This window comes from Frigoribacterium sp. Leaf186, from assembly GCF_001423905.1.
Classification (GTDB): domain Bacteria; phylum Actinomycetota; class Actinomycetes; order Actinomycetales; family Microbacteriaceae; genus Frigoribacterium.
In genome coordinates this window covers 344,056-370,055 of record NZ_LMPQ01000001.1, presented here as the reverse complement: position 1 = coordinate 370,055, position 26,000 = coordinate 344,056, and the positions used below count along the sequence as shown (strand labels likewise).

Here is a 26,000-nt window from a genome sequence, read left to right as displayed (position 1 = left end):
GGGCGAGCGCGCCTCCCGGTCTTCGAATGTTCACATGTTGCGCCGTCGTCGGCCGGGGGAGGAGAGGCGGAGGTCCCGGGAGGCGCGGGTCGGCTTGCCGACCTGCCGCGCGTCCCGTAGACACGACGCATGCCCCGCATCCTGCTCGCCGAGGACGACCCCGAGATGGGCGCGCTCGTCGAACGTGGCCTCGTCGGTGACGGGTACGACGTGCGGCTCGTCACGACCGGACTCGACGCCCTGCTCGCGCTCGCCCCCTCGCCCGACGACGGCACCGACGTCCCGCCCTTCGACGCGGCCGCGATCGACGTGATGCTGCCGGGCATGACCGGCTACGAGGTCTGTCGCCGCCTCCGCGAGTCCGGCGCGACCCTGCCGGTCATCATGATCACGGCGCGGGACGCGCTCGACGACCGCATCTTCGGGCTCGACGCCGGCGCCGACGACTACCTCACCAAGCCGTTCGCGGTCGCCGAGCTCAGCGCCCGACTCCGGGCCCAGCTGAGGAGGCGCGGTTCCGACGAGCGGACGATCGTCGCCCTGGGCGGGCTGCGCATGGACTCGATCGCCCTGCGGGCCACCGCCGACGGCCGGTCGATGCCGCTCAGCGTGAAGGAGTTCGGTCTGTTGCGCTTCGTCGCACGACGCCCCGGCGTCGTCGTGTCGCGGACGGAGGTGCTCGACGAGGTGTGGGGCTCGCACGAGCACTTCGACCCCTCGATCGTCGACCAGTACGTCAGCTACGTGCGCAAGAAGCTCTCGGCCGCAGGGGCCGACGTCGTCATCACGACGGTGCGCGGCAGCGGCTACCGGGCGGACGTCGTGCCCTCCGCGGCGGACGACCCCGCGTGAGGCGCCTGTCGATCCGCGCCCGCATCACCGTGGGCAGCGTCGTGGTCGCCGCCGTCGTGCTCGTCGCCATCGCCTTGGTGCTGCATGTGCAGGTGCGCTCGGTCACGCGTGACAGCGAGGTCACGTTGGCGACGAGCGACCTGCGCGCGTTCGTCGCCGACCTGACGACGAACCCCGACGAGACGCCCGACGAGCCGTCCGAGGGCGTGCTCGTCAGCATCGAGTCCCCGGACGGGCGCACCCTGGTGAACTCCATGCCGCGCGACCTGCACGAACCCCTCGAACGTCGCACCCCGGGCGACGTCGTGCTGCGTGAGGAGGCCGACGGCGTCGGGTACACGGTCGTGGGCGAGCGGGTCGACGCGAGCGCCGGCACGTTCCAGGTCTGGGCCGCGCGCAGCGGCGAGGCCGGTGACCTGACCCTGCGGGCGATCGACCGCTCGCTGGTGGCCGGTTCGGTGCTGGCCCTGGCGGCCATCGCGGTGGCCGCCTGGCTCCTGGCGACCGTGTCGCTGCGGCCGGTCACCCGCATGCGCCGCGCCGCCGAATCGCTCAGCCACGAGCCGGGCGGCGACCTGCTGCCCGTGGGGCCGGTGGACGACGAGCTTAGCGCGCTCGCGCGGACGCTCAACGCCTTCGTCGAGCGCGTCCGGCAGAGTGCCGATCGCGAGAGGCAGATGGTCAGCGACGCCAGCCACGAGCTGCGCACGCCCTTGGCGGTGCTGACCACCCGGCTCGAACTGGCCCACCGTGACTTCGGCGACGCGGCGGCTCTCGAACGCGAGCTGCTCTCGGCCGAGCAGACCGTGGCCCGGCTCACGACACTGGCCTCGACCCTGCTCGAGCTCTCGAGGCTCGAGTCCACCGAGGTGGGCTCGACCGAGGTCGTCACGGGCGCGGACCTCGTCACCGAGGCCATGGCGGCCGTCGACCGGGCCCGGGTGCTGGCCGGCCCGGGCGGCGACGCCCCCGGCTCGGCCGTCGACCTCGAGGTGGACGTGCCTGACGAGGCCGTCGGCTACCCGTTGTCGGTCACCGCCCTCGGACGGGTGCTCGACAACCTCGTGGCGAACGCGCTCTCGGTTCGACCGGCCGCCCGGTCGATCACCGTCTCGGTCGGGCAGACGGTCGACCGTCGACTGGTCGTCTCGGTCGTCGACGACGGCCCGGGCGTGCCCGAGGACTTCTTGACCGTGGCCTTCGACCGGTTCTCGCGCGCCGACCCGTCACGCGCCTCCAGCGGGGGCAGCGGACTGGGCCTCGCGCTGGTCCAGGCCGTCGCGCGGCGGGCGGGCGGGCGGGCGACCCTCGTCAACGAGCCCGGCGGGGGTGCGCGCGCGACCGTCACCGTGCCTCCTCGGGGCTGATCGCCTCGGGGCCCGGAGCCCCCGGCTGATGTGAGCATTCGAAGGCGACGGGGCGGCCGTTCGGAGTCCTCTCATGGGCGGGCCCGCGAGTCTCGGACCACCCCGGCGGGTCGAGGCTCCACGCTCGGCCCGTCGGGCCCGACCGGAGGCCCACCATGACGACCACCCGCACGGCACCCCGTGGCACCCCGCCGCGCCCGGCCCCGCCTCGTCCCGCCCCCGGGCCGGCTCCCGACGCCCGCCGTCGACGTCGGGCCTGGCGCCGTCGATCGGTCGCGGCCGACGGCCTCCAGACCGCCTGCTGGGTGTCCGTGGCCCTGGCCGTCACCCTGTGGCTGTCCTCCGGAGGCGCGGCGACCGTCGTCGACGTCGCGAGCGTCGTCACCGCGGCCGGCATCGTCGCCGGGCTCGTCGCCACCGACCTGGTGCTGGTGATGATCGTGCTGGCGGCTCGAATCCCGTGGATCGACCGCACGGTCGGTCACGACCACGCCCTCGCCGTGCACCGCTCGCTCGGCAAGCCCGTGCTGTACCTGCTGCTGACCCACGGTGCCCTCATCACCGTCGGCTACGCCCTCGCCGACGGGGTCGACCCGGTCGCCGAGACCGTCTCGATCTTCGGCGGCATCGCCGACGCGCCCCTCGCGTACCTCTCGCTGCTGCTGTTCGTCGTGGTGGTCGTCTCGTCCCTCGTCGTCGTTCGCCGGCGCTGGCCCTACGAGGCCTGGCACGTCGTCCACCTGCTGACCTACGCCGCGGTGCTCGTCGCACTGCCGCACCAGCTGAGCGCGGGCAGCGTGATGGCGACGGGCACGCCGCAGCGCGCCTACTGGATCGCCCTCTACGCCCTCGCGGTCGGATCGATCGGCTGGTTCCGGTTCGTCCGGCCGACCGTCGTGAGCCTCCGGCACCGGGTGCGGGTCGTCGACGTGGTCGAGATCGCGCCGGGCGTCGTGTCGATCCACCTGGCCGGTCACGACCTCGACCGGCTCGGCGTCCGGGGCGGCCAGTACGGCATCTGGCGGTTCTGGTCGGCCGCGACCTGGTGGCACGCGCACCCCGTCTCGTTCTCGGCGATGCCGACCCGCGACGCCGCACGCATCACGGTGCGTGACCTGGGCGCCGGCTCGGCTCGCCTGGGGCGCCTCCGTCGGGGGACGCGCGTGTCGCTCGAGGGCCCCTACGGCCTGTTCACCGACGACGCCCGGACCAAGCCGTACCTCGCGGTGATCGCCTCGGGGATCGGCATCACCCCGGTGCGCACGCTCGTGGACTCGGCCACGCTGCGACCGGGCGAGGCCACGGTGCTGCTGCGCGCCTCCGATGCTTCGCAGGCGTACCTGTGGGACGAGGTCGTCGAGCTGGGGCGTCGGTCGGGCACGGCCGTGTACTCGATGGTCGGCCACCGACCGTCGCACGGGTCGACCTGGCGGTCGGCGGAGGCCGTCGCGCGGGGCGTCACCCTGCGGAGCGTGTTCCCGCACCTCGACGAGGCCGACCTCTACGTCTGCGGACCGCCCGCCTGGAGCGACCTCGTCGTGCGTGACGCCCGGGCCGAGGGCGTGCCCGAGCACCGCATCCACCTCGAGAGGTTCGACTCGTGAGCGTCCGCGGCCGGGTGGCCGGGGTCGTCACCTCGGCGGTCGTGCTCGTGCTGGGCTGGCAGGTCGGGCAGGCGTCGCAGGTCTCGACCGGGACGACGGCCACGGCTCCGGTCGTGCCGGGGCCGACCGCGTCGATTGCCGCCGGTGCGACGGCGTCCCCGTCGCCGACCACGGTCCCGCCGTCGACCGCGCCACCGGCCGCCACAGCTCCGGCGCCCGCCCCCGCAGCCCCGGCCGTCGTCGACGGGACCTACACCGGCGTCGTGAGCCGGACGCCCTACGGCCCGGTGCAGGTGGCCGTCACGGTCACCGGGGGAGCCCTGGCCGACGTGACCGCCGTGCAGCTCACGAACGACGGCGGCCGCTCGGTGCAGATCAGCAACCGGGCCGCCCCGATCCTGCGGCAGGAGGCGCTGGCCGCGGGGTCGGCGAACGTCCAGATGGTCAGTGGCGCGACCTACACGAGCCAGGGCTACCTGACGTCGCTGCAGTCGGCGCTCGACCAGGCCGGCCTGTGATCCGCACGGCACGGGTGATGGGCACCGTCGCGAGTCTGCACGCGGTCGACGACCCCGGCGACGAGGCGTGGAGCGAGGTGCTCGGCGTCTTCGAGCGGTGGGAGGGCGTCTTCAGCCTCTGGCGCGCCGACTCGGAGCTCGACCGGATGGCCCACGGGCGCTTGTCGTTGCCCCACGCGTCTCCGCTCGTGCGCGAGGTGTACGCGCAGGCCCTCGGCTGGCGGACAGCCACCCGGGGGGCGTTCACGCCCCATCGGCCCGACGGGGTGGTCGACCTGTCGGGTCTCGTCAAGGCCCTCGCGACCGACGAGGCCGGCCGTGTGCTCGACGAGACGTCGGGGTCGTGGCTGCTCGGGGTCGGCGGGGACGTGCTCGGCCGGGGCGGGCAGGCCGTCGACGCCCGTCACGAGCCGTGGCGCTGCGGCGTGGTCGACCCCGGCCGTCGGGACGCCCTGCTCGGCGTCGTCGAGCTGACGGGGCACCGCCGGGCCGTGGCGACGTCGGGTACGGCGGAACGCGGCGAGCACGTGTGGCGACGCGAGTCGGGTGCGGTCTTCACGCAGGTGACGGTGTGCGCCGACGACCTGGTCACGGCCGACGTGCTGGCGACGGCGATCCTGGCCGGAACGCCGGACGACCTCGACGGCATCACCGACGCGTGGGACGTCGACGTCGCGACGGTCGACCGAGACGGCGTCCTGTCGGGCACCCCCGGCACCCGGGGCTGGTGGCAGACCTGCGAGGTCAGCGCGCAGCCGGGGTGGTGAAGCAGGCGGCCCCGCGCCGGGTGCGGTTCGGCGCACCCGGCGGGGCCGTCGCTCAGCGGCGCGCGGTGCTGCGGCGACCCGAGACGGCGACCCAGATCGCGAGGACGACGATCGCGCCGATGATCGAGCCGATGATGCCGGCGGGCTGGAAGAACCCGTCGGTGGGGTCGTGCTGGAACAGCAGGAACCCGAGGAACCCGCCGACGAACGAGCCGATGACGCCGAGCACGATCGTCATGACGATCGAGAGGCTCTGACGGCCGGGAACGACCGCCCGGGCGATGAACCCCGCGATGAGGCCGACGACGAGCAGGCTGATGATGAGACCGATCATGGTCTTCTCCTTCCAGGAGGGGAGCGACGGGCACCGGCGGTGCCCTGGCGTCGCATGACACAGCAGACCACCCCTGGGGAGGTGGCGGCACACCCCTCGGGGTGGGATGGTGTCGTCATGCCCCTCGCACCGACCCGATCGATCACCGTCGCCCTCGTCGACGACTACGACGTCGTGCTCGCCGGTCTCGCGCACCTCTTCGACCGGTACCGCGACCGGGTGGTCGTGGCCGAGATCGACGCGACGACGGCGCTGTCCGACCGGGTCGACGTCGTGCTCTACGACTCCTTCGCCCAGCCCGAGTCCGACCACCACGAACTCGCCGAGCTCGTCGCCAACCCCGCAGCAGGCAAGGTCGTCGTCTACACCTGGAACTTCCACCCCGAGCTCGTCGAGGCGGCCCTGGCGCAGGGCGTGCACGGCTACCTGTCGAAGACCCTCACCGCGCGCGAGCTCGTCGAGGCGCTCGAGGCGGTCCACCGCGGCGAGCAGGTCGTCAGCGACGTGCGGGGCCGGGCGCCGAGCGCGCCGGGCCTCGACTGGCCCGGTCGCGGCGAGGGCATCACCGACCGCGAATCCGAGATCCTGGCCCTCATCACCCAGGGCAAGAGCAACGCCGAGGTCGCGGCGCTGACCTACCTGAGCCCGAACACGGTCAAGTCGTACATCCGCTCGGTCTACCGACGGATCGGCGCCACGAGCCGCACGCAGGCCGTGCTGTGGGGCGTCGAGAACGGCTTCCGCCCCGACCACCACCGCATCGACCACTGGCTGGGCGGTCCCTGAGCCGTGACCCGCGCCTCCTACCGGTCTGTGCCGGTGGCGAGCACGGCCCGGGCGGCCATGCCGATCACGGCGCTGTAGGTCGGGTAGGCGAACCGGACGTCGGCCAGGGTCGCGACGTCGACGCCGCCCGCCATGGCGGTGGTGACCGCCTGGACGACCTCGACGGCGCTCTCGCCGACGGCGTGGGCGCCGAGCACCAGGTCGCGACGTCGGTCGGCGATCAGCTTGAGGAACCCGGTCTCGCGATCGTCGATCACGGCGCGGTCCACGCTCGAGTACGGGATCGTGACGACGACGCAGTCCTCGTCCGCCTCGCGGGCCTGCTCCTCGGTGAGGCCGACGCCGGCGTAGTCGGGGTCGGTGAACCCGCCGGCGGGCAGCAGGTGGTGCGGCGTCCGACGGTTCGCCCCGAGGACGGCGTTCTCGGCCGCCGCCTCGCCCTCGAACTGTGCCGCCTGCACGAGCATGTCGCGGCCGTTGGCGTCGCCGACCGCGAACACGTGCGGCACCACCGTCCGGAAGTACCGGTCGGCGGGGATCGACGAGCGGACCACCTCGATGCCGGCGTTCTCGAGCCCGAGGTCGTCCACGTCGGCCGGCCAGCCGGTGGCCATGACGACGACGTCGAAGTCGGCCGAGAGCGTGTCGTCGTCCTGCCGCCAGGTCAGCGTGATCGAGCCGTCCTCGGCGCGGGCGAGGCTCTCGACGCCGTCGATGCCGGTCCGCACGTCGATGCCCTGTTCGGCGAACGCCCCGGCGACGACCTCCGAGATCGAGGCGTCCGACGCCATCAGCACGCGAGGGGCGAGGTCGAGCAACGTCACGTCGCTGCCGAAGGCGTCGAAGACGGTCACCAGTTGGGCACCCGTGTTGCCCGCGCCGATCACGGCCACCCGGCGCGGCAGGGTCGGCAGGTCGAGGACGTCCTCGGGCACCGTGGCGAGTTCGGCACCGGGGACGGGCAGCCGTCGCGAGTGCCCTCCGACGCAGATCAGGATCGACTCCGCCGAGATCGTCCGCCCGCTGTCGAGGACGAGGGTGCTGTCGTCGACGAACCGGGCGCGGCCCTCGTGGACCAGCTCGACGCCGGCGGCCTCGAAGCGGTCGGCCTCGCGCTTGATCGAGCGCACCCGGTCGACGCGCTCCCGGACGCGGGCGACGGTCGACGCCCAGTCGATCGTCGGGGGAGCGACGTCGACGCCGTAGACGTCGGCGTGCCGGGTCTCGCGGATCAGCCGCGCCGTCTTGGCGAGCACCCGCGTGGGCACGCACCCGGTGTTGACGCAGGTGCCGCCGACGCGTGCCGCCTCGAGGACGACGACCCGTGCCCCGAGCTCGGCCGCGCGCAGGGCCGCGGCGGTGCCCGCGGGGCCCGCGCCGATGACGGCGACGTCGTAGTCCTTCTCCGAGATGCCCGTGTGCTGCCTGCCCCTTCGTGCGGTCGAACGTTCGGGTGCACTCAACCAGCCGCACATGCGCGGCGGCCCGGACGCCCCCGGGGCCAGGGGGCGTCGCGCCTCGACGTCGGGGCCGTCCACGGGACCGACGGTCCTCGCGGTGCTCACCACGGCGAGCGCGAGTAGCGTCGCGGCCGTGAAGCCGAGCCCGTCCCGTGAACCCGCCGGCGCCTCCTCGGGGGTCCGCGTGCCCCTGGCCGCGAGGCTCGTCCTGCCCCGCGCGCTCGTCCCCGTCTTCTTGCGGGCGACGCACGCGAACCGCACCTTCGTCACCGCCGCGGGCGCTCGCCGGCGCATCCGGCAGCGCTCGTTGCGACCGGCTCCGTTCGGCCCGCCGGCGACCCTGCGCGACGACGTCCGCGTCGACGTCGCGCAGCGCGGCGGCTGGCCGGTCTACACGATCACCCGGCGTGACGGCGCCTCGCACGGCACCGTCGTCTACGCGCACGGCGGTGGCTGGGTGGGCGAGATTGTCTCGCAGCACTGGCACCTCGCCGCGCAGCTCGCCGCCGAGGTGGGCGCGACCGTCGTCCTGCCGATCTACCCGCTGGTGCCCTTCGGCACCGCCGAGGAGGCGCGGGTCGGCATCGTCGACCTGGTCACCTCGGCCGACGGCCCGGTCGCCCTCGCGGGGGACTCGGCCGGCGGTCAGATCGTGCTCTCGGCGGCCCTGTCGCTGCGGGACGCAGGCGTCGTCGTGGCGAACACGGTGCTGATCGCCCCGGCGCTCGACCTGACCTGGAGCAACCCGCGCATCCCCGAGGTGCAGCCGACCGACCCGTGGCTCGGGACGCCCGGCGGTCGCGTGCTGGCCGAGCACTGGCGCGGCTCGCTCGACCTCGGGCACCCCACGGTCAGCCCGATTTTCGGCGACCTGACGGGGCTGGGAGCGGTGACGGTGTTCACGGGCACGCGGGACGTCCTCAACCCCGACGCGCACCTCCTCCGCGAGCAGGCGGCCCGGGCGGGCGTCGCCCTCGAGTGGCACGAGGGCGAGGGCGACGTGCACGCGTATCCGCTGCTGCCGACGCGCTCGGGCCGGGAGGCGCGGGCCGCCATCGTGCGGACCCTCCGGCGGTCGTTCGGTCGCTGAGGCGCCGAGGCCGCCGAACCGGGAAGACGGGGCCCACCTTCGTCGTTGTCCCGGGCACGCAACCGAAAGGAACACCATGTCCACGATCGTCACTGCCGCCTCCGGTCAGCTCGGCCGCCTCGTCGTCGAGGCCCTCCTCGCCCGCGGAGCCGCCCCCGAGAGCGTCGTCGCCACGTCGCGCGACGTCTCGAAGCTGGCCGACCTCGCCGACCGCGGCGTCCGCACCGCCGAGCTCGACTACACGCGACCCGACACCGTCGCGGCCGTCATCGGCGCCGGAGACGTGGTGGTGCTCGTCTCGAGCGACGCCGTGGGGCAGCGCGTGGCGCAGCACGCCGCCGTCGTCGACGCCGCGAAGGCCGCCGGGGCCGCCCGCGTCGTCTACACGAGTGCACCCAAAGCCACGACCTCGGCCCTCGTGCTGGCGCCCGAGCACAAGGCGACCGAAGAGCACCTGGCCGCCTCCGGCGTGCCCGCGACCGTCCTGCGCAACGGCTGGTACACCGAGAACTACGCCGGCGAGGTCGCCACGGCCCGTGAGTCGGGCGTCGTCTCCGCGAGCGTGGGCGACGGCCGCGTCGCGAGCGCCAGCCGCCGCGACTACGCCGAGGCCGCGGCGGTCGCCGCCCTCGACGACTCGACCGCGGGGCGGGTCTTCGAGCTGTCGGGCGACCACGCCTGGAACTGGGACGAGCTGGCCGAGGCCGTCGCGGGCATCACCGGCACGCCCGTCCGCTACGAGTCGCTCACGCCCGAGCAGCACGCCGAGCGCCTGCGCGGCGCCGGCCTCGACGAGGGCACGGTCGGCTTCGTCGTCGCCCTCGACGGCAACATCCGCGACGGACTGCTCGCCGAGACGAGCGGTGACCTCCGGGCGTTGATCGGCCGCCCGACCACGCCGCTGGTCGAGGGCCTCCGCGCCGCCTCGGCCGAGTAGCCCGAGAAGCCGGGAGTCCCGAGGAGGCGCGGTGTCGGTCGCCCCGGCACCGCGCCTCCTCGTCCTCCCTCGACCGACGCGCCGATCAGCCGATCAGCCGGGGGACGAAGGCCGCGAGCGGGCGCCCGCTCACACGCGACCCGCCAGGTCGTCGTCCGAGACGTGCTCGAGCCACGTCGTGGTCGTGGCCGGGTCGTCGCCGGCCTCGAGCATCGCGATGTGCTCCATGAAGCCGTCGCCCCCGGCGGCGTGCCAGTGGTCCTGCCCGGGCGGGGTGTAGATCGTCTGGCCCGGGTGCACCTCGTGGACGGTGCCGTCGCGGTCGCCGAAGCGCGCGACGCCGGCCGTGACCCGCAGGTACTGGCCCCGGGCGTGCGAGTGCCAGGCGGTCCGGGCGCCCGGGGCGAAGCGGACCGTGGCGACGGTCATGCGCTGGTCGTCGGTGTGCGGCGCGGCGATCACGTCGAGCCAGACGTCGCCCGCGAACTGCTCGGGCGGGTTCTTGACGGTGGGGGTGGTGGGTTCGATCTGCATGGTGGTCCTTCCCGTGTCGGTGCCTCGACGCTAGGCCCGGGTCGCCGGGTGAGAGAGGCACCGTCGTGCCCCCTCAGCGGTGCCGCCGAGCCGGCGGACCGGGGCTGGCGCGGCCCGCGGGTGTCTAGGCTCGGGGCATGGCCACCCTCGTCCTCGTCCGGCACGGACGCACCACCGCCAACGCGAGCGGCGTGCTCGCCGGACGGACGGCCGGCGTCCGGCTCGACGACGTCGGTCGCGAGCAGGCGCGGCGCACGGCCGAGCGCCTCGCGGTCGTCCCGCTCGTCGGCGTCGTGTCGAGCCCGCTCGAACGGTGCCGCCAGACGGCGCGGGCGATCCTCGACCGTCAGACCGCGGCACCGACGACGCCGATCGACCGCGGCATCACCGAGTGCGACTACGGCGACTGGCAGGGCCGGCCGCTCAAGGACCTCTCGACCGAGCCCCTCTGGTCGGTGGTGCAGAACCAGCCCTCGGCCGCGGTCTTCCCCGGCGGTGAGTCGCTGCTGACCATGCAGTCGAGGGCGGTCGCCGCGGTCCGTCGACACGACGCGGCGTTCGAGGCCGAGCACGGCCCCGGCGCCGTCTGGGTCGCCGTCAGCCACGGCGACATCATCAAGTCGATCCTGGCCGACGCCTACGGCATGCACCTCGACCTCTTCCAGCGCATCTCCGTCGGTCCCGCCTCGGTGTCGATCGTGCGCTACGGACCGAACCGCCCCGACGTCGTCGCGACGAACACCGACTCGGGCGACCTCTCGTGGCTGCGACAGGCGGCTCCGGCAGCCGACGCGGCCGTCGGAGGAGGCGCGGGTCCGGCCGGTCACGACGGTGACGCCGGGCAGCCTGCCGCGACCTGAGCGCCCGCGTCGGGCCGCTCGTAGACTCGACGCATGCCCTCCATCGTCCATGCCTTCGACTGGCCGGATCGCGTCGTCGTCGGCACCGTCGGCCGCCCCGGCGCCCGCGCGTTCTACCTCCAGGCCCGTGACGGGGCCCGCGTCACCAGCGTCGGGCTCGAAAAGATGCAGTCCGCCGCCCTCGCCGAGAAGATCGACGAGATCCTCGACCAGGTGATGGCCGCCGACGGCAACCCGGTCAGCGTGCCCACGGGCATCCCGGTCGAACTCGTCGACAACGAGCCCCTCGACCAGCCCGTCGAACCCGAGTTCCGTGCCGGAGCGCTCAGCCTCGGCTGGGATCCGTCGACCGCCCAGGTGGTCATCGAGGCGTTCCCGCTCGTCGAGGTCGACGACGACGCCGAGCTCGACGACGAGACCGAGGTGGAGCCCGACGAGGTCATGGTCGTCCGCATCCCCGTCGGCACGGCCCGCGCGTTCGCGGCACGCACCCTCGAGATCGTCGGCGCGGGGCGTCCCCTGTGCCCGTTCTGCGGTCAGCCGATCGACCCAGAGGGCCACGTCTGCGTCCTGCCCGGCGACCTCTGATGTCGTCGGCGCCGTCGGACGACGCCGAGGTCGACGAGCCCGGCGCGGGCACCGATGCCGGCCCCGTCGCGTCGGACGACGTCGAGCTCGAGCTCACCGGTCGGATCCGCACGGCGTCGAACGCGTCGTTCCTGGCCCGCCTGGGCGACGTGTCGGTCATCTACAAGCCGGTGGCCGGCGAACGGCCGCTCTGGGACTTCCCCGACGGTCGGCTCGCCGACCGCGAGGTGGCGGCCTACCTCGTCTCCGAGGCCCTGGGCTGGGACGTCGTGCCCCGCACCTGGCTGCGCGACGGTCCGCTCGGTGAGGGCATGGTGCAGCTCTGGCAGGACGTCGACCCCGAGCACGACGCCGTCGACCTCGTCCCGGTCGACGACCTGCCCGACGACGGCTGGCGCCTCGTCCTCGAGGGGGACGGCGACGACGGGCCCGTGGCCCTGATCCACGAGGACACCGAGGCGCTCCGACGCATGGCCGTCTTCGACGTCGTGGTCAACAACGCCGACCGCAAGGGCGCCCACGTGCTCGCGCTGCCCGACGGGCGGCGGTTCGGCGTCGACCACGGTCTCACCTTCCACGCGGAGCACAAGCTGCGCACGGTGCTGTGGGGCTGGGTCGGCGACCCTCTGACCGCGTCGGAGGCCGAAGGCGTCGCCCGCGTCCGGTCGGGTCTCTCGGGCGCCCTGGGTGCCGCCCTTAGCCCGCTCGTCACCGCCGACGAGCTCGAGGCCCTCGACGACCGCTGCGACCGACTGCTCGCCGCAGGGGTCTTCCCCGAGCCGCACGGCCCTATGCCGGCGGTTCCGTGGCCCTTGTTCTGACGTACGACCCCACGACCGCGGCACCGAGGTCGTCGACGTCCGGCGCCACCACGGTGCCGTCCACCCGGCGGGCCATCCCGTCGACGAACCGTGCCAGGCCCGGATCGTCGCCGAGGCGGAAGAAGCTGGTGTGCGCGCCGAGTCGGCGGGCGACGTCGAGCTGCTCGACCGCCCGCAGGATCGTCACGGGGTGCGGCGGGTAGTCGAAGAACACCTCGCCCCCGGGTTCGAGGTGCGAGGTCGGCTCGCCGTCGGTGACGATCAGCAGCACGGGTTGCGCCGTCGGGTGCTTGCGGAAGTGCCGGTTCGCCAGCAGCAGCGCGTGGTGCAGGTTCGTGCCCTTCTCCCACTTCGCATCGAGGGCGACGAGCTGCTCGATCGGCATCACCTCCGCGTGCCGTCCGAAGCCGATCAGCTGGAGGTCGTCGCCCCGGAAGCGCGACGTGATCAGGGTGTGCAGGGCCAGCGCGGTGCGCTTCATCGGCACCCAGCGGTCCTCCATCGCCATCGAGAACGACGTGTCGACGAGCAGGGCGACGCAGGCCTGGGTCCGGGCGTCGGTCTCGTGCACCTCGACGTCGCCGATCTCGATGCGCACCCCGGCGTCCGTCCGGGCCCCCTCGGCCGCGGTCCGGGTGACGGCGTTGGTGATCGTCCGCGTCACGTCCCACGGCTCGGTGTCGCCGAAAGCCCACTCGCGACTCGCGCCGGAGCGGTCGCCGAGCGCTCCGGCGGACCGCAGCTCGCGCCTCCCGGATCGTCCGGACAGCTTGGTGGCGACGTCGCGCAGGAGGTCCTTGCCGAGCTGGCGCATGGCCCGCGGCGTGAGCGCCAGCGTGCCGTCGGCCCGACGCCGGAGGGCTCCCGAGTCGCGCAGCGCCTTCTCGAGTCGTCGCAGCGCGGCGGCGTCGACGGCGGCCTGCTCGCCCAACTGGCGCCTCAGGGCGTCGACGTCGACGTCGTCGAGCGTCGACCCGCGGGACTGCTGGGCGAGCTGTTCGGCGAGCGCGTCGAGGTCGGCGAGGTCCTGGAAGACGCCGGTGCCGTCACCGAGCCCGAGGCCCTGTTCGCCGTCCATGCCCTCGGAGCCGCCCCAGTCCTGGCCCGGTCGCAACGAGCGCAGGGTGCCGTCGAGCTGTTCGAGCGACTGCATCAGGTCGGGGGAGCCGAAGGCCTGCTGGGCCAACGCGTCGAGCTCGGCTCGTTGCTCGGCCGTCATCGAGTTGCGGAGGCGCTGGGCGGCGGCGGCGCGGGCGGCCAGCGCGTCGATCAGCTCGTCGACGTCGCCCGGCTGCTCGGGGAAGGACGCCCCGTGCTTCGCCATGAAGTCGTCGAACTGCTCGGGGGTGTCGTCGCCGAGGGCGTGGGCGTCGAGCAGGTCGTTGAGGTCGCGCAGCATCTCGGCGACGGCCTCGCGGTCGGCGTCGGTCGCGTTCTCGAGGGCGCCCTTCATGCCGGCGAAGCGCTGGTCGAGCATCTCGCGACCGAGGAGGTCCTTGATCTGCTCGTAGGCCTGTCGGGCCTCGCCGCTCTGCCACCGGTAGTCGGACAGCTCGGCGACCGCCCCGGCCGGGGACGGCGGCAGGCTGTCGAGCTGCAGCTGGGCCAGCGCGCGATCGCCGTCGTCGAGGTCGACGTCGCGGGCGAGCTGGGCCCGTTCGGCTCGGACCGCCCGGTCGAGCAGCTCGCGGACCTCCTGCAGGGTGCCGTCGAGGTGGTGGTCGCGGGTCAGGGCCCTGCGGCGTTCGGCGACCTGGCGGGCGAGGTCGTCGAGACCGGTCTGGTCCTTCCCCCCGCGGCGCAGGAACTCCCGCAGCGCGGCCTCGGCACTCGTGCCCGCCATGACGTCGCGCCCGACGGCGTCGAGCGCGTCCGAGAGGTCAGCAGGAGGCGCGAGCGGGTCGGGGCCGTCGGCGTACGCCTGGTAGCGCGCGGCCCGGTGCAGCCGCCGGTTACTCCTGGCCACGTCGCACCTCAGAACCCGTAGGCCGCTTCACCGTCGCCGCTCTCCTTGCTGACCCGCCGGGCCAGGAAGAGGCCTTCGAGCGCGAGCTCGACCGCACCCGCTCGGGCGCCGTCGGACGTCGCGCCGAGGCGCTCCGCCACCCGGTCGTAGAGGTCGTTCTCGCCGAGCGAGGGCAGCCCCGCCAGGAAGTCCCGGGCGGTCACCTGCTCGCCGGTGGTCACCATGACACCCGACTCGAGGGCGTCGACGAGGGCGTCGAAGTCCAGGCCCCTGAAGTGCGCGCGCACCGTCTCGGCCGTCGCCGACCTCAGCAGGTGCTCGAGCACCTCCTCTGCCCGGTCCTCTTCGCCCGATTCGAACTCGATCTTGCCGCCGAGCACGTCGACCGCGGTCTCGAGGTCGATCGGGCGCGCCACCGCCACGTCCTCGCCCTGACGGGTCGCCCGGTGCAGCGCGGCGGCGGCGATGGTCTCGGCCCCGGCGATGGCGAACCGGGCGCTGACGCCGCTGCGCTGGTCGACCGACGGCGACTCACGGAGGGCCCGCGTGAAGCGGGCCAGGATCTCGACGAGGTGGTCGGGCACCTCGGCGACGAGGTCGGCCTCCTGTCGGACGACCGCGACCTCGTCGACCAGCTCGGTCGGGTAGTGCGTGCGGATCTCGGCCCCGAAGCGGTCCTTCAGGGGCGTGATGATGCGCCCGCGGTTGGTGTAGTCCTCGGGGTTGGCGCTGGCGACGACGAGCACGTCGAGCGGCAGGCGCAGCACGTACCCGCGGATCTGGATGTCGCGCTCCTCCATCACGTTGAGCATCGCCACCTGGATGCGTTCGGCGAGGTCGGGCAGTTCGTTGACCGCGACGATCCCGCGGTGTCCGCGCGGGATGAGCCCGAAGTGGATCGTCTCGGGGTCGCCGAGGCTGCGGCCCTCGGCCACGCGCATCGGGTCGACGTCGCCGATGAGGTCGGCGACGCTCGTGTCGGGTGTCGCGAGCTTCTCGACGTACCGCTCGTCGCGGCCCCGCCAGGCGACCGGCAGGTCGTCCCCGAGCTCGGCCGCCCGGCGACGGCTCTCGGTCGTGATCGGCTCGAACGGGTGCTCGCCGAGCTCGGACCCCTCGATGACGGGCGACCACTCGTCGAGCAGGCCCGCGAGGGTGCGCAGCAGCCGGGTCTTGCCCTGGCCGCGCTCACCCAGGAGCACGACGTCGTGACCGGCGATCAGGGCCCGCTCGAGTTGGGGGATGACCGTCGACTCGAAGCCGTGGAGCCCGGGCCAGGGGTCGCGGCCCTCCCGCAGGGCGTCGAGCAGGTTGTCTCGGATCTCGGTGCGGAGGGGCTTCGGGACGTGGCCCGAGCGCCTGAGCTCGCCGACTGTTCTCACGGAGGGAGGCATCACCCCGGTGACGCTACGCTCCCTGCCCCGCACTGGCGAGGGGCGCCTCCTGCGAGCTTGCCGTGACGTCACGATTCGACGACATCCGTCGCGTGACGGCGGTCGGCGGACCGGCCCGGACGTCGCTACTGCACCGCTGCGGTCAGACGCGCGACGTTGTCGAGCACCTGCAGGGGGGCGGGTCGGGTCAGCCAGCCGGCGAGGGTGATCTCGTGCGACTTCGCGCGGTAGTCCTCTTCGATCTCGCGTACCTGCTCGACGAACCCGGCACCCCGCACCATGAGGGACACCTCGAAGTTGAGGCTGAACGACCGCATGTCCATGTTGCTCGAGCCGATCACGGCCACGTCGTCGTCGACCGTGAAGTGCTTCGAGTGCAGCACGATCGGCTTCTCGTACAAGAAGATGCGCACCCCGGCGCGCAGCAGCGTCTCGTAGTACGACCGCTGGGCGTGGTACACGAGGAACTGGTCGGCGACCTCGCAGGCGAACAACTGGACGTCGACCCCGCGCTCGGCGGCCGTCGTGATGGCGTAGAGCATCGAGTCGTCGGGCACGAAATAGGGGCTGGCGATGATCAGGCGCTCCTGCGCGCCGTAGACCAGGGCGTTGAACAGCCTCAGGTTGTTCTCGCCGTCGAACCCCGGCCCGCTCGGGACGACCTGGCACTCGTAGGCGTCATCACCCGTGCGCGGTTCGACGCGGGGCCCGGCCTGGGCGTCCGTCGGCAGCTCGTCGGTCTCGCTGTACCAGTCGGTGATGAACAGGGCGTTGAGGCCGATCGCGGCGGGCCCGTCGAGGCGCACCATGAGGTCCTTCCACTGCAGACCGCGCCGCATGTTGCCGCGCTTGTTGTAGCTCGGGTCGGTCATGTTCTGCGAGCCGGTGAAGGCCACGTCGCCGTCGACGACGACGATCTTGCGGTGGTTGCGGAGGTCGGGCCGCCGCCACATGCCCTTGGTGGGGTGGAAGGGCAGCATCTCCTCGAAGCGGATGTCGTTCTCGCGCAGCCACGTGCGCGTCACACGGCCCTGCGGGTTGCGGATGGTCGCCCAGTGGTCGTACAGCACCCGCACCTTGACGCCGCGGTCGTGGGCACGCTTCAAGGCGTCGAAGAACAAGAAGGTCGACTCGTCGCGGGTGAAGATGTAGAACTCGACGTGCACGTACCGCTCGGCCGCGTCGACCGCCTCGGTCATCGCCGCGATCGACGTGGCGTAGTCCGGCAGCAGCCGGGTCGCGTTGCCGGGGATCAAGGGCATCGCGCCGAGTGTGCGGTTCAGTTGGACCACCGTGCCGAACCAGGGCGGCTGGGTGTCGGTCGGCACCCGGTTGTCGAGGCCCTGGGTGTTCTCGAGGATGAGCGAGTTGATCTCGCGCTGCTTGTCACGGCGGTCCTTCGGCAGCTTCGAGCTGCCGAGCAGCGCGTAGAGCACGCTGCCGGGGATGGGGGCGACGAAGATGGCCATCAGCCACGCCATGGCCGAGCTCGGGCGCCGGTTGCGCGGCACGACCGCCACCGACACGATCCGGATGAGGATGTCGACCACCAGGATCACGGTGGGGAAGGCCTTGAGGAGCTTGCGCCAGGTCATCCGCCGATCATGGCAGGTCGAGGGCACCCGGGGCCGCCCCCGTCACCGGGGAGGTCAGCGCCCGCTGCCCGCGAGGCTCGCCGCCTCGCCCTCGGGATCCGTCATGAGGTAGCAGGTGACCTCGCGGTCCCCGGTGCTCCACGAGTCCTCGGTCGGCGTCAGCCAGCCGTAGTCGAGGTCCGAGTCCTCCCACGACGACCCGACGTACCCGGCGAACGACTCGTAGCAGGCCTCGTCGCCGAGACGGGTCACCTCGTCGTCTCCCGGGAACGACACGTCGTCCAGGATCGGCTCGGCGAACACCTCGAAGTGGTGCATCTCGCCGCAGGCGGTCACGTCGACGAAGGTCTGGAGCGTCTCGTCGAGGCCGTCGGTCATGTCGAAGCAGTCCCCGGTGGTGAGTTCGGTCACCAGCTCGGACCCGGTCTCGACGAGGGCGGCGTCACCGCCGTTGGCCTGGTACATCGCGAAGCAGACGGCACCGAAGGCGAGGACGCCCACCGCGCCCAGCACGCCGAACAGCACCCCGCGTCGGTTGCCCGACGACGGTGCGTCCGCCGCGGTCGACGACGCGAACGTCTGGGGAGCGGGCCAGGCCGTCCCCAGACGGGACTCCGGCGGCACGAGGGCGGCCCAGTGGCGGACCGAGCCCGTGGCCGCGTCGAGCACGGCGGGCGTCCCGTCGCCCACGCCGACGCCGAGGGGGTCCCGCCGGCGCTGGTCGAGCGGCGTGGGCCCGGCCGCGTCGATGCGCAGCGGCACGGCGAACCAGTGCGACCCGTCGTGCGCCAGGTCGACGAACTCGGTCGTGCCGAGGCGGACGCGCACCATCTCGGGGTGGCCCCCGTCGGTCGCGTCGACGCCTCCCACGGGGTAGTCGCTCGGCAGCACGCGCATCTCGAGCGGCCCGAACCGCTGCACGAGCCACTCCGCCACGTCCGATGCGGGCGTCACGCCCTGGTGCCCCGGTGTCGCTGCCTGGTCGTCCGGTCGGTCCACGTGGTCCCCCTGCTGTCGCGCGGACCGCGTCCCGCGGCGGCCGTCGTCGGATGCTACCGGCACGCGGCGACGCCGCAGCAGCCCCCGTGGGTGGGGCACAGGTGGGGGCGTCCGGCCGACGCGAGGCGACGGGCGGTGCCGCACCGCGCCTCCTATGCTCGGGGGATGCCCGCCGGTGACTCGCGCCCGTCCCGTGCCGACGTCGACCTGGTCGTCGTGGGCGGTGGGGCCATGGGGCTCGCGACGGCCTGGCAGGCCGCGTCGCGAGGCCACGAGGTCGTCCTCGTCGAACGGTTCGAGCAGGGGCACCACCGCGGCGCCTCGCACGGTGCGACGCGCAACCTCAACCTGGCCTACGACGACGCCGACTACGTCGCCCTCGCCGAGGAGGCGCGGGTGCGGTGGGACGCGCTGGCCGACGAGACCGGCACCCCCCTGCTCGACCTCGTGGGGGTCGTGAACCACGGTCGCCCCGCCATGCTCCGCCGCATGCGGGCGCTGCACGCCGAAGCGGGCGTGACGAGCGAACTGGTCGACCCCGTCGACGCGGGGGAGCGGTGGCGGGGCATCCGGTTCGAGACCGAGGTGCTGCACGTGCCGGGCAGCGGCCGCATCCGGGCGGCCGACGCCCTCCGTGCCCTCGCCGGTGCCGCCGTCGCCCACGGGGCGCGGCTGCTCTGGTCGACGCCCGTCACGGGCCTTCACGTCGAGGGGCCGGACCGCGTGCGCGTCGTCACGGCCGACGCCGAGATCACCGCCCGTCGCGTCGTCGTGACGGCCGGTGCGTGGACCGCCGACGTCGTGGGCCGCATCGTGCGCCTGCCGAGGCTCACCGTGACGCAAGAGCAGCCCGCCCACTTCGCCGTCCGCGACGTCGACGCCGTCTGGCCGAGCTTCAACCACCGGCCCGACCCCGACGCCGCGGCCGAGTCGTGGTGGCCCGGGGTGGTCTACGGCATGCTCACGCCGGGCGAGGGCGTCAAGGCGGGCTGGCACGGCACGGGGCCGGTCGTCCACCCCGACCGGCGGACGTACCGGGCCGACCCCGAGCAGCTCGACGCGTTGCGGCGCTACGCCCGCGAGTGGCTGCCGGGCGTCGACGCCGAGACGGCCGACCCGATCAGCTGCACCTACACGTCGACCGACGACGAGGACTTCGTCCTCGACCGGGTGGGCCCCGTCGTGGTCGGCGCCGGGTTCTCGGGGCACGGCTTCAAGTTCACGCCGCTCGTCGGCTCGATCCTCGTCGACCTCGTCGAGGGCGGCGAGGCCCCGGCGAGGTTCCGACGACTGGGCCGGCCGTGACGCCGCGACCGGCCACGACCCGGGGCACCGTGGGTGGCCTGCCGTTCGTCCGACGCGGCGAGGGCACGCCCACCGTCCTGCTGCCGGGCGTCGGGCCGGGGCGTCACCACCCCTCGGCCTTCGACCGCACCCTGCTGCGACTCGAGACGGCGGCGCTCGCGCACGAGGTCGAGCTGTGGACGCTCGGCCGACGGCGCGGACTGCCGCCCGACACCACGATGCACGACCTCGCGAGCGACGTCGCCCGCGCCGCCGCCGAGATCTCGGACGGGCCGATCGACGTCGTCGGCACCTCGACGGGCGGCAGCATCGCCCTGCAGCTCGCGGTCGACCACCCGCTGGTGGTGCGTCGGCTGGTGCTCGTCTCGGCCGCCCACCGGCTCGGCGACGACGGCCGCGAGGCCCAGCGCCGCGTGGCGGCACACCTCCGCGACGGCGACGCGAGGCGGGCCGCGGCGACCATGCTCGCGCAGACCACCACCGGCGTCACCGCCTCGAACCTCCTGCGCCGGTTCGGCCGACTCGCGCCCCACTTCGTCGTCGGCGAGCGTCACCACGACCTCGTCGCCACGCTCGAGGCCGAGGACTCGTTCGACGTGGGCGACCGCCTCGGGGCGGTCACCGCTCCGACGCTCGTCGTGGCCGGGGGAGCGGACGGCTTCTACCCCCTCGACCTCGTCGCCCGGACCGTCGCCGGCCTGCCGGACGCGACGCTCGCCGTGCACCGGCGGTCCGGGCACCTCGGACTCGGCTCGCGGGGAGTCTCGCGCGAGGTGCTCGCCCACCTGACCCGCGCCTCCTGACCCTGCCGACGTCGGCGCCACCCGACCCGGCCGTCCGAGCCCTCGAGATCGACGAATGTGCCGGTCGGACCGGCGAGTCCGCCCGGCCAGCGGCCGTTCGTCACCTACCATCCGAGCATGGCCGACAACGTGCAGACCGCGAGCGTCGGGGGCATCGCACCCCCCGACGACGACGTCGCGTTCCACCGGCGCCGTGTGACGTTCGTCGCACCCCTCGACGACACCGCCCCCGAGCGTTCCGCCCGGCCGGGCCGGCACGACCAGGAGCACCACCCCGTGAACCAGACCCTCGCCCCCGAGGCCCCCGCTGCCGAGACCGACGTCGAGGCGCCCGCTGCCGAGATCGACCCCGAGGCACCCGTGCACGCGTCGGCCGCACCCACGTCCGCCGAGGTGCCCGTCAGCCCGCCGCACCGCGAGCCCCGTCCGGTCTCGACCCCGTCGCACCGGGCCGACGTCGACCTCGACGACGTCGTCCCCACCGACGCGTACGAGGCCCGCCCCGCGAGCGTCGCCCGGCACTCCGTCGACACGTCGGCGATCACCCTGCCGGTGCTCGCCGTGTCGGTGCCCGACGGCCTGCCGCAGCCTCCCGAACGACTCACGCTCGACGACGACGTGCTCGCCCGTCTGGTCGAGAAGCGCCTCGACGACACGGCCACGATCGACCTCATGGCCGTGGTCCAGGCCCAGCTCGACCTGCGCCGGGTCGAGGCCGCCCGCTTCGCCTCGTGGGAGGACGAGATCACCCGCGTCGGCACCGACGAGGCCACGCGCGCCCTCGAGGCCACCCGCCTGCGTTTCACCGGCGTCGTCCCCGTGGTCACCCCCGGGGCACCGCGCGAACCCCGACCCGTCGTCGAGGCCGGCCACGCGCCGGCCGCCCCCACCGACTCCGCCGCGGCTCCGGCCCCGGCCGACGCCCCCGCCGTGATCGCGCCGACCGGCCCCCAGGCCGTCACCGCCTCGGCGACCGACGACGCCGACGAGCAGGCGGCCGCCGACCAGGAGGCGCTGGTCGCGCCGACCCCGTCGGCCCCTGTTGCGCAGCCGGTCACCGACGCGCAGCCGGTCACCGACGCGCAGTCCGTCACCGACGCGCAGGCCGCCTCCGTCGCCCCCGTCCCGCCCCTGCTTCGTCGCCCCCTGGCGCTCGTCGTCGCTGCCGCGGCCCTGCTGCTCGTCGTCGCGGCCGTGGTGCTGGCCTTCGTGCCCGGCCTCGCCGTGGCCTCGGCCGTCGTCGCGACGGTCGCCGTCCCCGTGACGACCGGCATCGTCGGCCTGGCCGCCCTGGCCTCCGTCTCGACCCGGCCCGACGACGCGTCGCGCGTCGCCCGCCGCGGCCCGATCGGCGTGGTGGCCGGGGTCGTGCTCGGCACCGTGGTCGGCTTCGGCCTGCTGTTGAGCGAGCTGGGTTCGTTCGCCTGGCAGGGCTACCTGGTCCGCGCCGTCGACCTCACCGGCCTCTCGACGCCGGTCTCGGTCGTCGTCGCCCTCCTCGGCGCCGCAGTCGTCGCGTTCATCGTCGCGGTCATGATCACGGGGTTCCGCTCGACGGCTCGCGACTAGGCTGTCGAGGTGTCCACCCTCGCCTCGGTCAACTCCGTCATCGAACGTCTCTGGCCTCTCGCGGGCGCCTCGTCGTGGGACTCTCCCGGCCTGGTCGTCGGTGATCCCGACCAGCCCGTGACCCACGTGCACCTCGCGGTCGACGCAGTGCTCGACACGGTCGACGAGGCCCTCGGCATGGGTGCCGACCTGCTGCTCGTGCACCACCCCCTGCTCTTCCACGGCGTGTCGACGGTGTCCGAAGACACGACCAAGGGTGCCGTCGTCGCGCGGCTCGTCCGGGCGGGGTGCGGCCTCGTCGCCGCCCACACGAACGCCGACGTCGTCGAGACCGGCACCTCGCGAGTCCTGGCCCACCAGCTCGGCCTCGTCGAGCAGCGTCCGCTCGTCGCGGGGTCGGTCGAAGGCACGGGGCTGGGCATCGTCGGGCGCCTGCCGCACGCCATGACCCTGGTCGCCCTCGCCCGTCAGCTCGGCGACGTCCTGCCCCCGACCGCGTCGGGCGTCCGCGTGGCAGGCGAGGCCGACCGCGTCGTCGAGACGGTCGCCCTCTGCGCCGGCGCCGGCGACTCGCTGCTCGCCGACCCCGCCGTGCTCTCCGCCGACGTCTACGTCACGAGCGACCTGCGACACCACCCCGCGTCCGACGCCCGCGACCTCATGCGACTCGGTCGCGGCCCCGCCCTCGTCGACGTGTCGCACTGGGCGAGCGAGTGGCTCTGGCTCGACACCGCGGCAGCACAGCTCCGCCTCGAGCTGCACGACGTCGAGGTCACCCTGAGCGACCTGCGGACCGACCCGTGGGACTTCGCCGTCGTGCAGTGAGCACCCCGGGTCGTCCGACGCGACGACCCCGCGGCGCGACCTCCGAGACCTGCGCGACCCGCACCTCCCGGGCGCTCCGCCCCCGCATCCCCCGATCACGAGAAGAGCCCCCATGCCCCTGATGAAAGCCAGCTACGAGCACCAGGCCCTGCTGCTCGACCTGCAGCAACTCGACACCTCGCTGCGTCAGATCGCGCACAAGGGGGCGAACCTGCCCGAGATCGCCGTGCTCGCCTCGCTCGAGGGCGACGGCTCGCGTCTGCGCAGCCGCCTCGCGACCGAGCAGGGCGCGTGGGAGGACGCACAGGCCGAACTCAAGCGCATCGAGTCCGACGTCGCCGTCGTCGAGGCGCGCGTCGCCCGTGACGAACAGCGCATCGCCTCGTCGTCGTCGACGAAGGACGTCGCCGCCCTCGAGGGCGAGCTGGCCGCCCTCGCGAAGCGCCGCTCCGACCTCGAGGACGTCGAGCTCCAGGTGATGGAGCGCGTCGAGAGCCTCGGTGCCGTCGCCACCGTCACGCAGGGCGAGCTCGACCAGCTCGACACCCGCCGGGCCGATGCCGAGACGGGCCGCGACGCCAAGCTCGCCGAGCTCGAGGCCGAGCGGGCCGAGGTCGTCGCGAACCGCGACACCATCGCGGCCACCGTGCCACCCGAGCTGCTGGCCCTCTACGAACGACAGCGTGACCGCTACGGCGTCGGCGCCTCGTTGCTGCGCGGCGGCGTCTCGAGCGCCAGCGGAGTCGCCCTGACCGGCAGCGACCTCGCCGCGGTGCGTGCCGCGGCCGAGGACGACGTCGTGCTCTGCCCCGACAGCAACGCGATCCTCGTGCGGACCTACGAGTCGGGCATCTGAGCGCCGCACCGGTAGGCTCGCTCACGCGGATGGGTCGACAAGACGGTCGCGTCGGCGGGTGCGAACCCGCCGCCGAGGAACGTCCGGGCTCCACAGAGCAGGGCGGTGGGTAACACCCACCCGGGGCAACCCGCGAGAAAGTGCAACAGAGAGCAGACCGCCACGGGTCGCGCCTTCGGGGGCGACGCGGGGTAAGGGTGAAACGGCGGTGTAAGAGACCACCAGCGGCTCGGGTGACCGGCCGGCTATGTAAACCTCGCCCGGAGCAAGGTCAAAGAGGGGACGTCGACGCTGCTCGCCGAGTCCCCGGGTAGACCGCTAGAGGGCTGCGGCAACGCAGTCCCGAGAGAGATGGCCGTCCAGGGTGCTTCGGCACCGGGACAGAACCCGGCGTAACAGTCGGCCCATCCGCCTCACGCGAGAAGACCCCGGATCAGGAGGCGCGCCTCCTGACCCGGGGTCTTCTCGCGTTAGTCGCGACCCGCCTCAGAACGCCGGGTTCGAGTCGGCGGCCAGCGCGGCGGCGCCCATGATGCCGGCGTTGTTGCGCAACGCGGCCGGGACGATCTCGGCCCGCAGGTCGAGCAACGGCAAGAACTCGTCGTGGTGCTTCGAGACGCCCCCGCCGACGATGATCAGGCGCGGGTAGAGCAGGGCCTCGAGGTGCGAGTAGTACTTCTGCAGGCGCTTGGCCCAGTGTTTCCAGCTGAGGTCGTCTCGCTCCTTCGCCGCGAACGAGGCCTTCGTCTCGTAGTCCTTGCCGCCGATCTCGAGGTGGCCGAGCTCGGCGTTGACGATGAGCACGCCGTCGTTGATCAGGGCGGTGCCGATGCCCGTGCCCAGGGTCGTCATGATCACGAGGCCCTTGACGCCCTTCGCGGCGCCGAAGCGCGTCTCGGCGTAGCCGGCGGCGTCGGCGTCGTTGACGAAGTGGATGTTCCGGCCGAGGGTGGTCTCGAAGAGCTTCTCGGCCTCGAAGCCGATCCACTTCTTCGACACGTTGGCCGCCGACAGGGTCTTGCCGTCCATGATCGCGGCCGGGAAGCACACGCCGACCGGCAGCGAGGCGTCGTCGAGGCCGAGCTCGTCGACGATCTGCTTGACGACCGCGACGATGGCGTCGGGCTCGCCGCCCTCCGGGGTGCTCTTCTTGATGCGGTCCGAGAGCAGTTCGCCGCTGTCGAGGTCGACGATCGCCCCCTTGATGCCGGTGCCGCCGATGTCGATTCCCACTGCCGTGCGTGCCATGGGGGTCCTTTCTCAGGAGAGCGTGAGGATGTCGGCACCGCGTTCGGTGACGACCAGGGTGTGTTCGAACTGGGCCGTGAGGCTCTTGTCGCGGGTGGTGACGGTCCAGTCGTCGTCCCAGACGTCGGCGTCGATGCCGCCGAGGGTGAGCATGGGCTCGATGGTGAAGACCATGCCGACCTCGATGACGTCGTCGTACTGCGGGGCGTCGTAGTGGGGGATGATCAGGCCCGAGTGGAACGCTCGTCCGACGCCGTGGCCGGTGTAGTCGCGCACGACGCCGAGGCCGAAGCGCTTGGCGTACGACTCGATCGCGCGACCGATCACGTTGACCTGGCGCCCCGGGGCCACGGCCTTGATGCCGCGTCGCAGGGCCTCGCGGGTGCGGTCGACCAGGTCTACGGTCGCGGGGGCCCCCTCGCCGACGACGAAGGTGCGGTTGAGGTCGCCGTGCACGCCGTTCTTGAAAGCGGTGATGTCGATGTTGATCAGGTCGCCGTCGGCCAGGACGGTGTCGTCGGGGATGCCGTGGCAGATCACCTCGTTCAGCGACGTGCAGACCGACTTGGGGTACCCGCGGTAGCCCAGGGTCGACGGGTACGCGCCGTGGCCCACGACGAACTCGTGCGCGACGCGGTCGAGTTCGTCGGTGGTGACGCCGGGGCGGAGGGCCGCCTCGACGGCGTCGATCGCCTGCGACGCGATGCGGCCGCTCTCGCGGATGAGCTCGACGGTCTCGGCGTCGTAGACGTCACCGCCGGTGTACTCGGCCGGCGCGGCCTTGCCGACGTACTCGGGTCGGGCGATCGACGGGGGGACCGGACGCTGCGCTGAGATCCGGCCCGGGGTCAAGAATCCGTGGGAGTCCCGGGGCATACGATCAAGCTTAGGGGGAGCGCGACGGGCTCGCGTTCTCGACAGC

General features: G+C 73.4%; 25 protein-coding genes and 1 other RNA gene. 17 read left to right on the top strand and 9 right to left on the bottom strand.

Annotated features, from left to right (window positions below; translation table 11 throughout):
* Window positions 1-129: 129 nt before the first annotated feature.
* The 5 genes from ASG05_RS01750 (at window position 130) to ASG05_RS01730 (ending at window position 5,108) form a co-directional block, all read left to right on the top strand.
* Entirely contained in the window at window positions 130-852 is a 723-nt protein-coding gene (locus ASG05_RS01750) for a response regulator transcription factor (RefSeq protein ID WP_056256606.1), read from the top strand.
* Entirely contained in the window at window positions 849-2,219 is a 1,371-nt protein-coding gene (locus ASG05_RS01745) for a HAMP domain-containing sensor histidine kinase (RefSeq protein ID WP_056256603.1), read from the top strand. The genes ASG05_RS01750 and ASG05_RS01745 overlap by 4 nt, the downstream gene beginning before the upstream one ends.
* A 155-nt stretch (window positions 2,220-2,374) precedes the next feature.
* The gene (locus ASG05_RS01740) at window positions 2,375-3,823 is read left to right on the top strand and encodes a ferric reductase-like transmembrane domain-containing protein (protein ID WP_056256600.1); all 1,449 of its coding nucleotides are present in this window, start codon (window positions 2,375-2,377) and stop codon (window positions 3,821-3,823) included.
* A complete protein-coding gene (locus ASG05_RS01735; protein WP_056256598.1) occupies window positions 3,820-4,341 on the top strand; it encodes an FMN-binding protein in 522 nt (173 codons plus the stop codon). The genes ASG05_RS01740 and ASG05_RS01735 overlap by 4 nt, the downstream gene beginning before the upstream one ends.
* Entirely contained in the window at window positions 4,338-5,108 is a 771-nt protein-coding gene (locus tag ASG05_RS01730; protein ID WP_235491357.1) for an FAD:protein FMN transferase, read from the top strand. Before ASG05_RS01735 ends, ASG05_RS01730 begins: the two co-directional genes overlap by 4 nt.
* 52 nt (window positions 5,109-5,160) lie before the next feature.
* On the opposite strand, the gene ASG05_RS01725 is transcribed toward ASG05_RS01730, so the two are convergent.
* Entirely contained in the window at window positions 5,161-5,442 is a 282-nt protein-coding gene (locus tag ASG05_RS01725; protein WP_056256595.1) for a GlsB/YeaQ/YmgE family stress response membrane protein, read from the bottom strand.
* 117 nt (window positions 5,443-5,559) lie between these two features.
* Between ASG05_RS01725 and ASG05_RS01720 the strand changes: the two genes are divergently transcribed.
* On the top strand, window positions 5,560-6,228 hold the full coding sequence (locus ASG05_RS01720) for a response regulator transcription factor (protein ID WP_056256592.1): 669 nt from the start codon (window positions 5,560-5,562) through the stop codon (window positions 6,226-6,228).
* 17 nt (window positions 6,229-6,245) lie between these two features.
* Here ASG05_RS01720 and ASG05_RS01715 read toward each other — a convergent pair whose 3' ends face one another.
* The gene (locus tag ASG05_RS01715; RefSeq protein WP_235491356.1) at window positions 6,246-7,766 is read right to left on the bottom strand and encodes an NAD(P)/FAD-dependent oxidoreductase; all 1,521 of its coding nucleotides are present in this window, start codon (window positions 7,764-7,766) and stop codon (window positions 6,246-6,248) included.
* 55 nt (window positions 7,767-7,821) lie between these two features.
* Here ASG05_RS01715 and ASG05_RS01710 point away from each other — a divergent pair, with 55 nt between their 5' ends.
* Window positions 7,822-8,778 carry an alpha/beta hydrolase fold domain-containing protein gene (locus ASG05_RS01710; RefSeq protein WP_235491355.1) on the top strand — a complete coding sequence of 319 codons (957 nt, stop codon included), beginning with the start codon at window positions 7,822-7,824 and terminating at the stop codon, window positions 8,776-8,778.
* 76 nt (window positions 8,779-8,854) lie between these two features.
* A complete protein-coding gene (locus tag ASG05_RS01705; protein ID WP_056256591.1) occupies window positions 8,855-9,715 on the top strand; it encodes an NAD(P)H-binding protein in 861 nt (286 codons plus the stop codon).
* A 129-nt stretch (window positions 9,716-9,844) separates the two neighbouring features.
* Here ASG05_RS01705 and ASG05_RS01700 read toward each other — a convergent pair whose 3' ends face one another.
* The gene (locus ASG05_RS01700; RefSeq protein WP_056256586.1) at window positions 9,845-10,249 is read right to left on the bottom strand and encodes a cupin domain-containing protein; all 405 of its coding nucleotides are present in this window, start codon (window positions 10,247-10,249) and stop codon (window positions 9,845-9,847) included.
* 137 nt (window positions 10,250-10,386) lie between these two features.
* Here ASG05_RS01700 and ASG05_RS01695 point away from each other — a divergent pair, with 137 nt between their 5' ends.
* The 3 genes from ASG05_RS01695 to ASG05_RS01685 are packed head-to-tail and all read left to right on the top strand — an operon-like array spanning window position 10,387 to window position 12,518.
* A complete protein-coding gene (locus ASG05_RS01695) occupies window positions 10,387-11,109 on the top strand; it encodes a histidine phosphatase family protein (protein ID WP_056256585.1) in 723 nt (240 codons plus the stop codon).
* Window positions 11,110-11,142: 33 nt separating this feature from the next.
* Window positions 11,143-11,697 carry a DUF3090 domain-containing protein gene (locus tag ASG05_RS01690; protein ID WP_056256582.1) on the top strand — a complete coding sequence of 185 codons (555 nt, stop codon included), beginning with the start codon at window positions 11,143-11,145 and terminating at the stop codon, window positions 11,695-11,697.
* Window positions 11,697-12,518 (top strand): SCO1664 family protein, encoded by an 822-nt coding sequence (locus ASG05_RS01685; protein ID WP_056256578.1) that lies wholly within the window; start codon window positions 11,697-11,699, stop codon window positions 12,516-12,518. Before ASG05_RS01690 ends, ASG05_RS01685 begins: the two co-directional genes overlap by 1 nt.
* Here the strand turns inward: ASG05_RS01685 and ASG05_RS01680 are convergent.
* From ASG05_RS01680 to ASG05_RS01665, 4 genes are all read right to left on the bottom strand, one after another.
* Complete coding sequence (locus ASG05_RS01680; RefSeq protein ID WP_056256575.1) at window positions 12,487-14,484, bottom strand: VWA domain-containing protein; 1,998 nt, start codon at window positions 14,482-14,484, stop codon at window positions 12,487-12,489. The two genes, ASG05_RS01685 and ASG05_RS01680, sit on opposite strands and share 32 nt — an antisense overlap.
* Window positions 14,485-14,492: 8 nt before the next feature.
* A complete protein-coding gene (locus ASG05_RS01675) occupies window positions 14,493-15,878 on the bottom strand; it encodes a hypothetical protein (RefSeq protein WP_056256571.1) in 1,386 nt (461 codons plus the stop codon).
* Between the two features lie 125 nt (window positions 15,879-16,003).
* Window positions 16,004-17,473, bottom strand: coding sequence for a cardiolipin synthase (gene cls, locus ASG05_RS01670; protein WP_056256568.1), 1,470 nt, complete (start codon window positions 17,471-17,473; stop codon window positions 16,004-16,006).
* A gap of 54 nt (window positions 17,474-17,527) precedes the next feature.
* Window positions 17,528-18,427, bottom strand: coding sequence for a septum formation family protein (locus ASG05_RS01665; protein WP_056256566.1), 900 nt, complete (start codon window positions 18,425-18,427; stop codon window positions 17,528-17,530).
* Between the two features lie 210 nt (window positions 18,428-18,637).
* Here ASG05_RS01665 and ASG05_RS01660 point away from each other — a divergent pair, with 210 nt between their 5' ends.
* The 6 genes from ASG05_RS01660 to rnpB all read left to right on the top strand — a co-directional run bounded on the left by ASG05_RS01660 (window position 18,638) and on the right by rnpB (window position 24,241).
* Entirely contained in the window at window positions 18,638-19,777 is a 1,140-nt protein-coding gene (locus tag ASG05_RS01660; protein ID WP_056256563.1) for an FAD-dependent oxidoreductase, read from the top strand.
* Window positions 19,774-20,580, top strand: coding sequence for an alpha/beta fold hydrolase (locus ASG05_RS01655; protein WP_056256560.1), 807 nt, complete (start codon window positions 19,774-19,776; stop codon window positions 20,578-20,580). The genes ASG05_RS01660 and ASG05_RS01655 overlap by 4 nt, the downstream gene beginning before the upstream one ends.
* A gap of 117 nt (window positions 20,581-20,697) precedes the next feature.
* Window positions 20,698-22,149, top strand: coding sequence for a hypothetical protein (locus ASG05_RS01650; RefSeq protein WP_157490002.1), 1,452 nt, complete (start codon window positions 20,698-20,700; stop codon window positions 22,147-22,149).
* 9 nt (window positions 22,150-22,158) lie between these two features.
* Window positions 22,159-22,974 (top strand): Nif3-like dinuclear metal center hexameric protein, encoded by an 816-nt coding sequence (locus tag ASG05_RS01645; protein WP_056256556.1) that lies wholly within the window; start codon window positions 22,159-22,161, stop codon window positions 22,972-22,974.
* A 112-nt stretch (window positions 22,975-23,086) separates the two neighbouring features.
* Window positions 23,087-23,830: a zinc ribbon domain-containing protein gene (locus ASG05_RS01640; protein ID WP_235491354.1), complete on the top strand. Its 744-nt coding sequence runs from the start codon at window positions 23,087-23,089 to the stop codon at window positions 23,828-23,830.
* A gap of 30 nt (window positions 23,831-23,860) precedes the next feature.
* An RNA gene (gene rnpB, locus ASG05_RS05395) (RNase P RNA component class A) lies at window positions 23,861-24,241 on the top strand.
* Between the two features lie 75 nt (window positions 24,242-24,316).
* Here the strand turns inward: rnpB and ppgK are convergent.
* Together ppgK and map are read right to left on the bottom strand one after the other, a co-directional pair.
* Window positions 24,317-25,078 (bottom strand): polyphosphate--glucose phosphotransferase, encoded by a 762-nt coding sequence (gene ppgK, locus ASG05_RS01635; protein WP_056256553.1) that lies wholly within the window; start codon window positions 25,076-25,078, stop codon window positions 24,317-24,319.
* Between the two features lie 12 nt (window positions 25,079-25,090).
* A complete protein-coding gene (map, locus tag ASG05_RS01630; protein WP_056256552.1) occupies window positions 25,091-25,954 on the bottom strand; it encodes a type I methionyl aminopeptidase in 864 nt (287 codons plus the stop codon).
* Between the last annotated feature and the right edge of the window lie 46 nt (window positions 25,955-26,000).

What these genes read in the sequence shown, in the direction of transcription:
- ASG05_RS01750 (WP_056256606.1), top strand. Translation starts at nt 130, where the DNA reads ATGCCCCGCATCCTGCTCGCCGAGGACGACCCCGAGATGGGCGCGCTC.
- ASG05_RS01740 (WP_056256600.1), top strand. Translation starts at nt 2,375, where the DNA reads ATGACGACCACCCGCACGGCACCCCGTGGCACCCCGCCGCGCCCGGCC.
- ASG05_RS01725 (WP_056256595.1), bottom strand. Translation starts at nt 5,442, where the DNA reads ATGATCGGTCTCATCATCAGCCTGCTCGTCGTCGGCCTCATCGCGGGG.
- ASG05_RS01720 (WP_056256592.1), top strand. Translation starts at nt 5,560, where the DNA reads ATGCCCCTCGCACCGACCCGATCGATCACCGTCGCCCTCGTCGACGAC.
- ASG05_RS01705 (WP_056256591.1), top strand. Translation starts at nt 8,855, where the DNA reads ATGTCCACGATCGTCACTGCCGCCTCCGGTCAGCTCGGCCGCCTCGTC.
- ASG05_RS01700 (WP_056256586.1), bottom strand. Translation starts at nt 10,249, where the DNA reads ATGCAGATCGAACCCACCACCCCCACCGTCAAGAACCCGCCCGAGCAG.
- ASG05_RS01695 (WP_056256585.1), top strand. Translation starts at nt 10,387, where the DNA reads ATGGCCACCCTCGTCCTCGTCCGGCACGGACGCACCACCGCCAACGCG.
- ASG05_RS01690 (WP_056256582.1), top strand. Translation starts at nt 11,143, where the DNA reads ATGCCCTCCATCGTCCATGCCTTCGACTGGCCGGATCGCGTCGTCGTC.
- ASG05_RS01685 (WP_056256578.1), top strand. Translation starts at nt 11,697, where the DNA reads ATGTCGTCGGCGCCGTCGGACGACGCCGAGGTCGACGAGCCCGGCGCG.
- ASG05_RS01675 (WP_056256571.1), bottom strand. Translation starts at nt 15,878, where the DNA reads ATGCCTCCCTCCGTGAGAACAGTCGGCGAGCTCAGGCGCTCGGGCCAC.
- cls (WP_056256568.1), bottom strand. Translation starts at nt 17,473, where the DNA reads ATGACCTGGCGCAAGCTCCTCAAGGCCTTCCCCACCGTGATCCTGGTG.
- ASG05_RS01660 (WP_056256563.1), top strand. Translation starts at nt 18,638, where the DNA reads ATGCCCGCCGGTGACTCGCGCCCGTCCCGTGCCGACGTCGACCTGGTC.
- ASG05_RS01650 (WP_157490002.1), top strand. Translation starts at nt 20,698, where the DNA reads ATGGCCGACAACGTGCAGACCGCGAGCGTCGGGGGCATCGCACCCCCC.
- ASG05_RS01640 (WP_235491354.1), top strand. Translation starts at nt 23,087, where the DNA reads ATGCCCCTGATGAAAGCCAGCTACGAGCACCAGGCCCTGCTGCTCGAC.
- ppgK (WP_056256553.1), bottom strand. Translation starts at nt 25,078, where the DNA reads ATGGCACGCACGGCAGTGGGAATCGACATCGGCGGCACCGGCATCAAG.
- map (WP_056256552.1), bottom strand. Translation starts at nt 25,954, where the DNA reads ATGCCCCGGGACTCCCACGGATTCTTGACCCCGGGCCGGATCTCAGCG.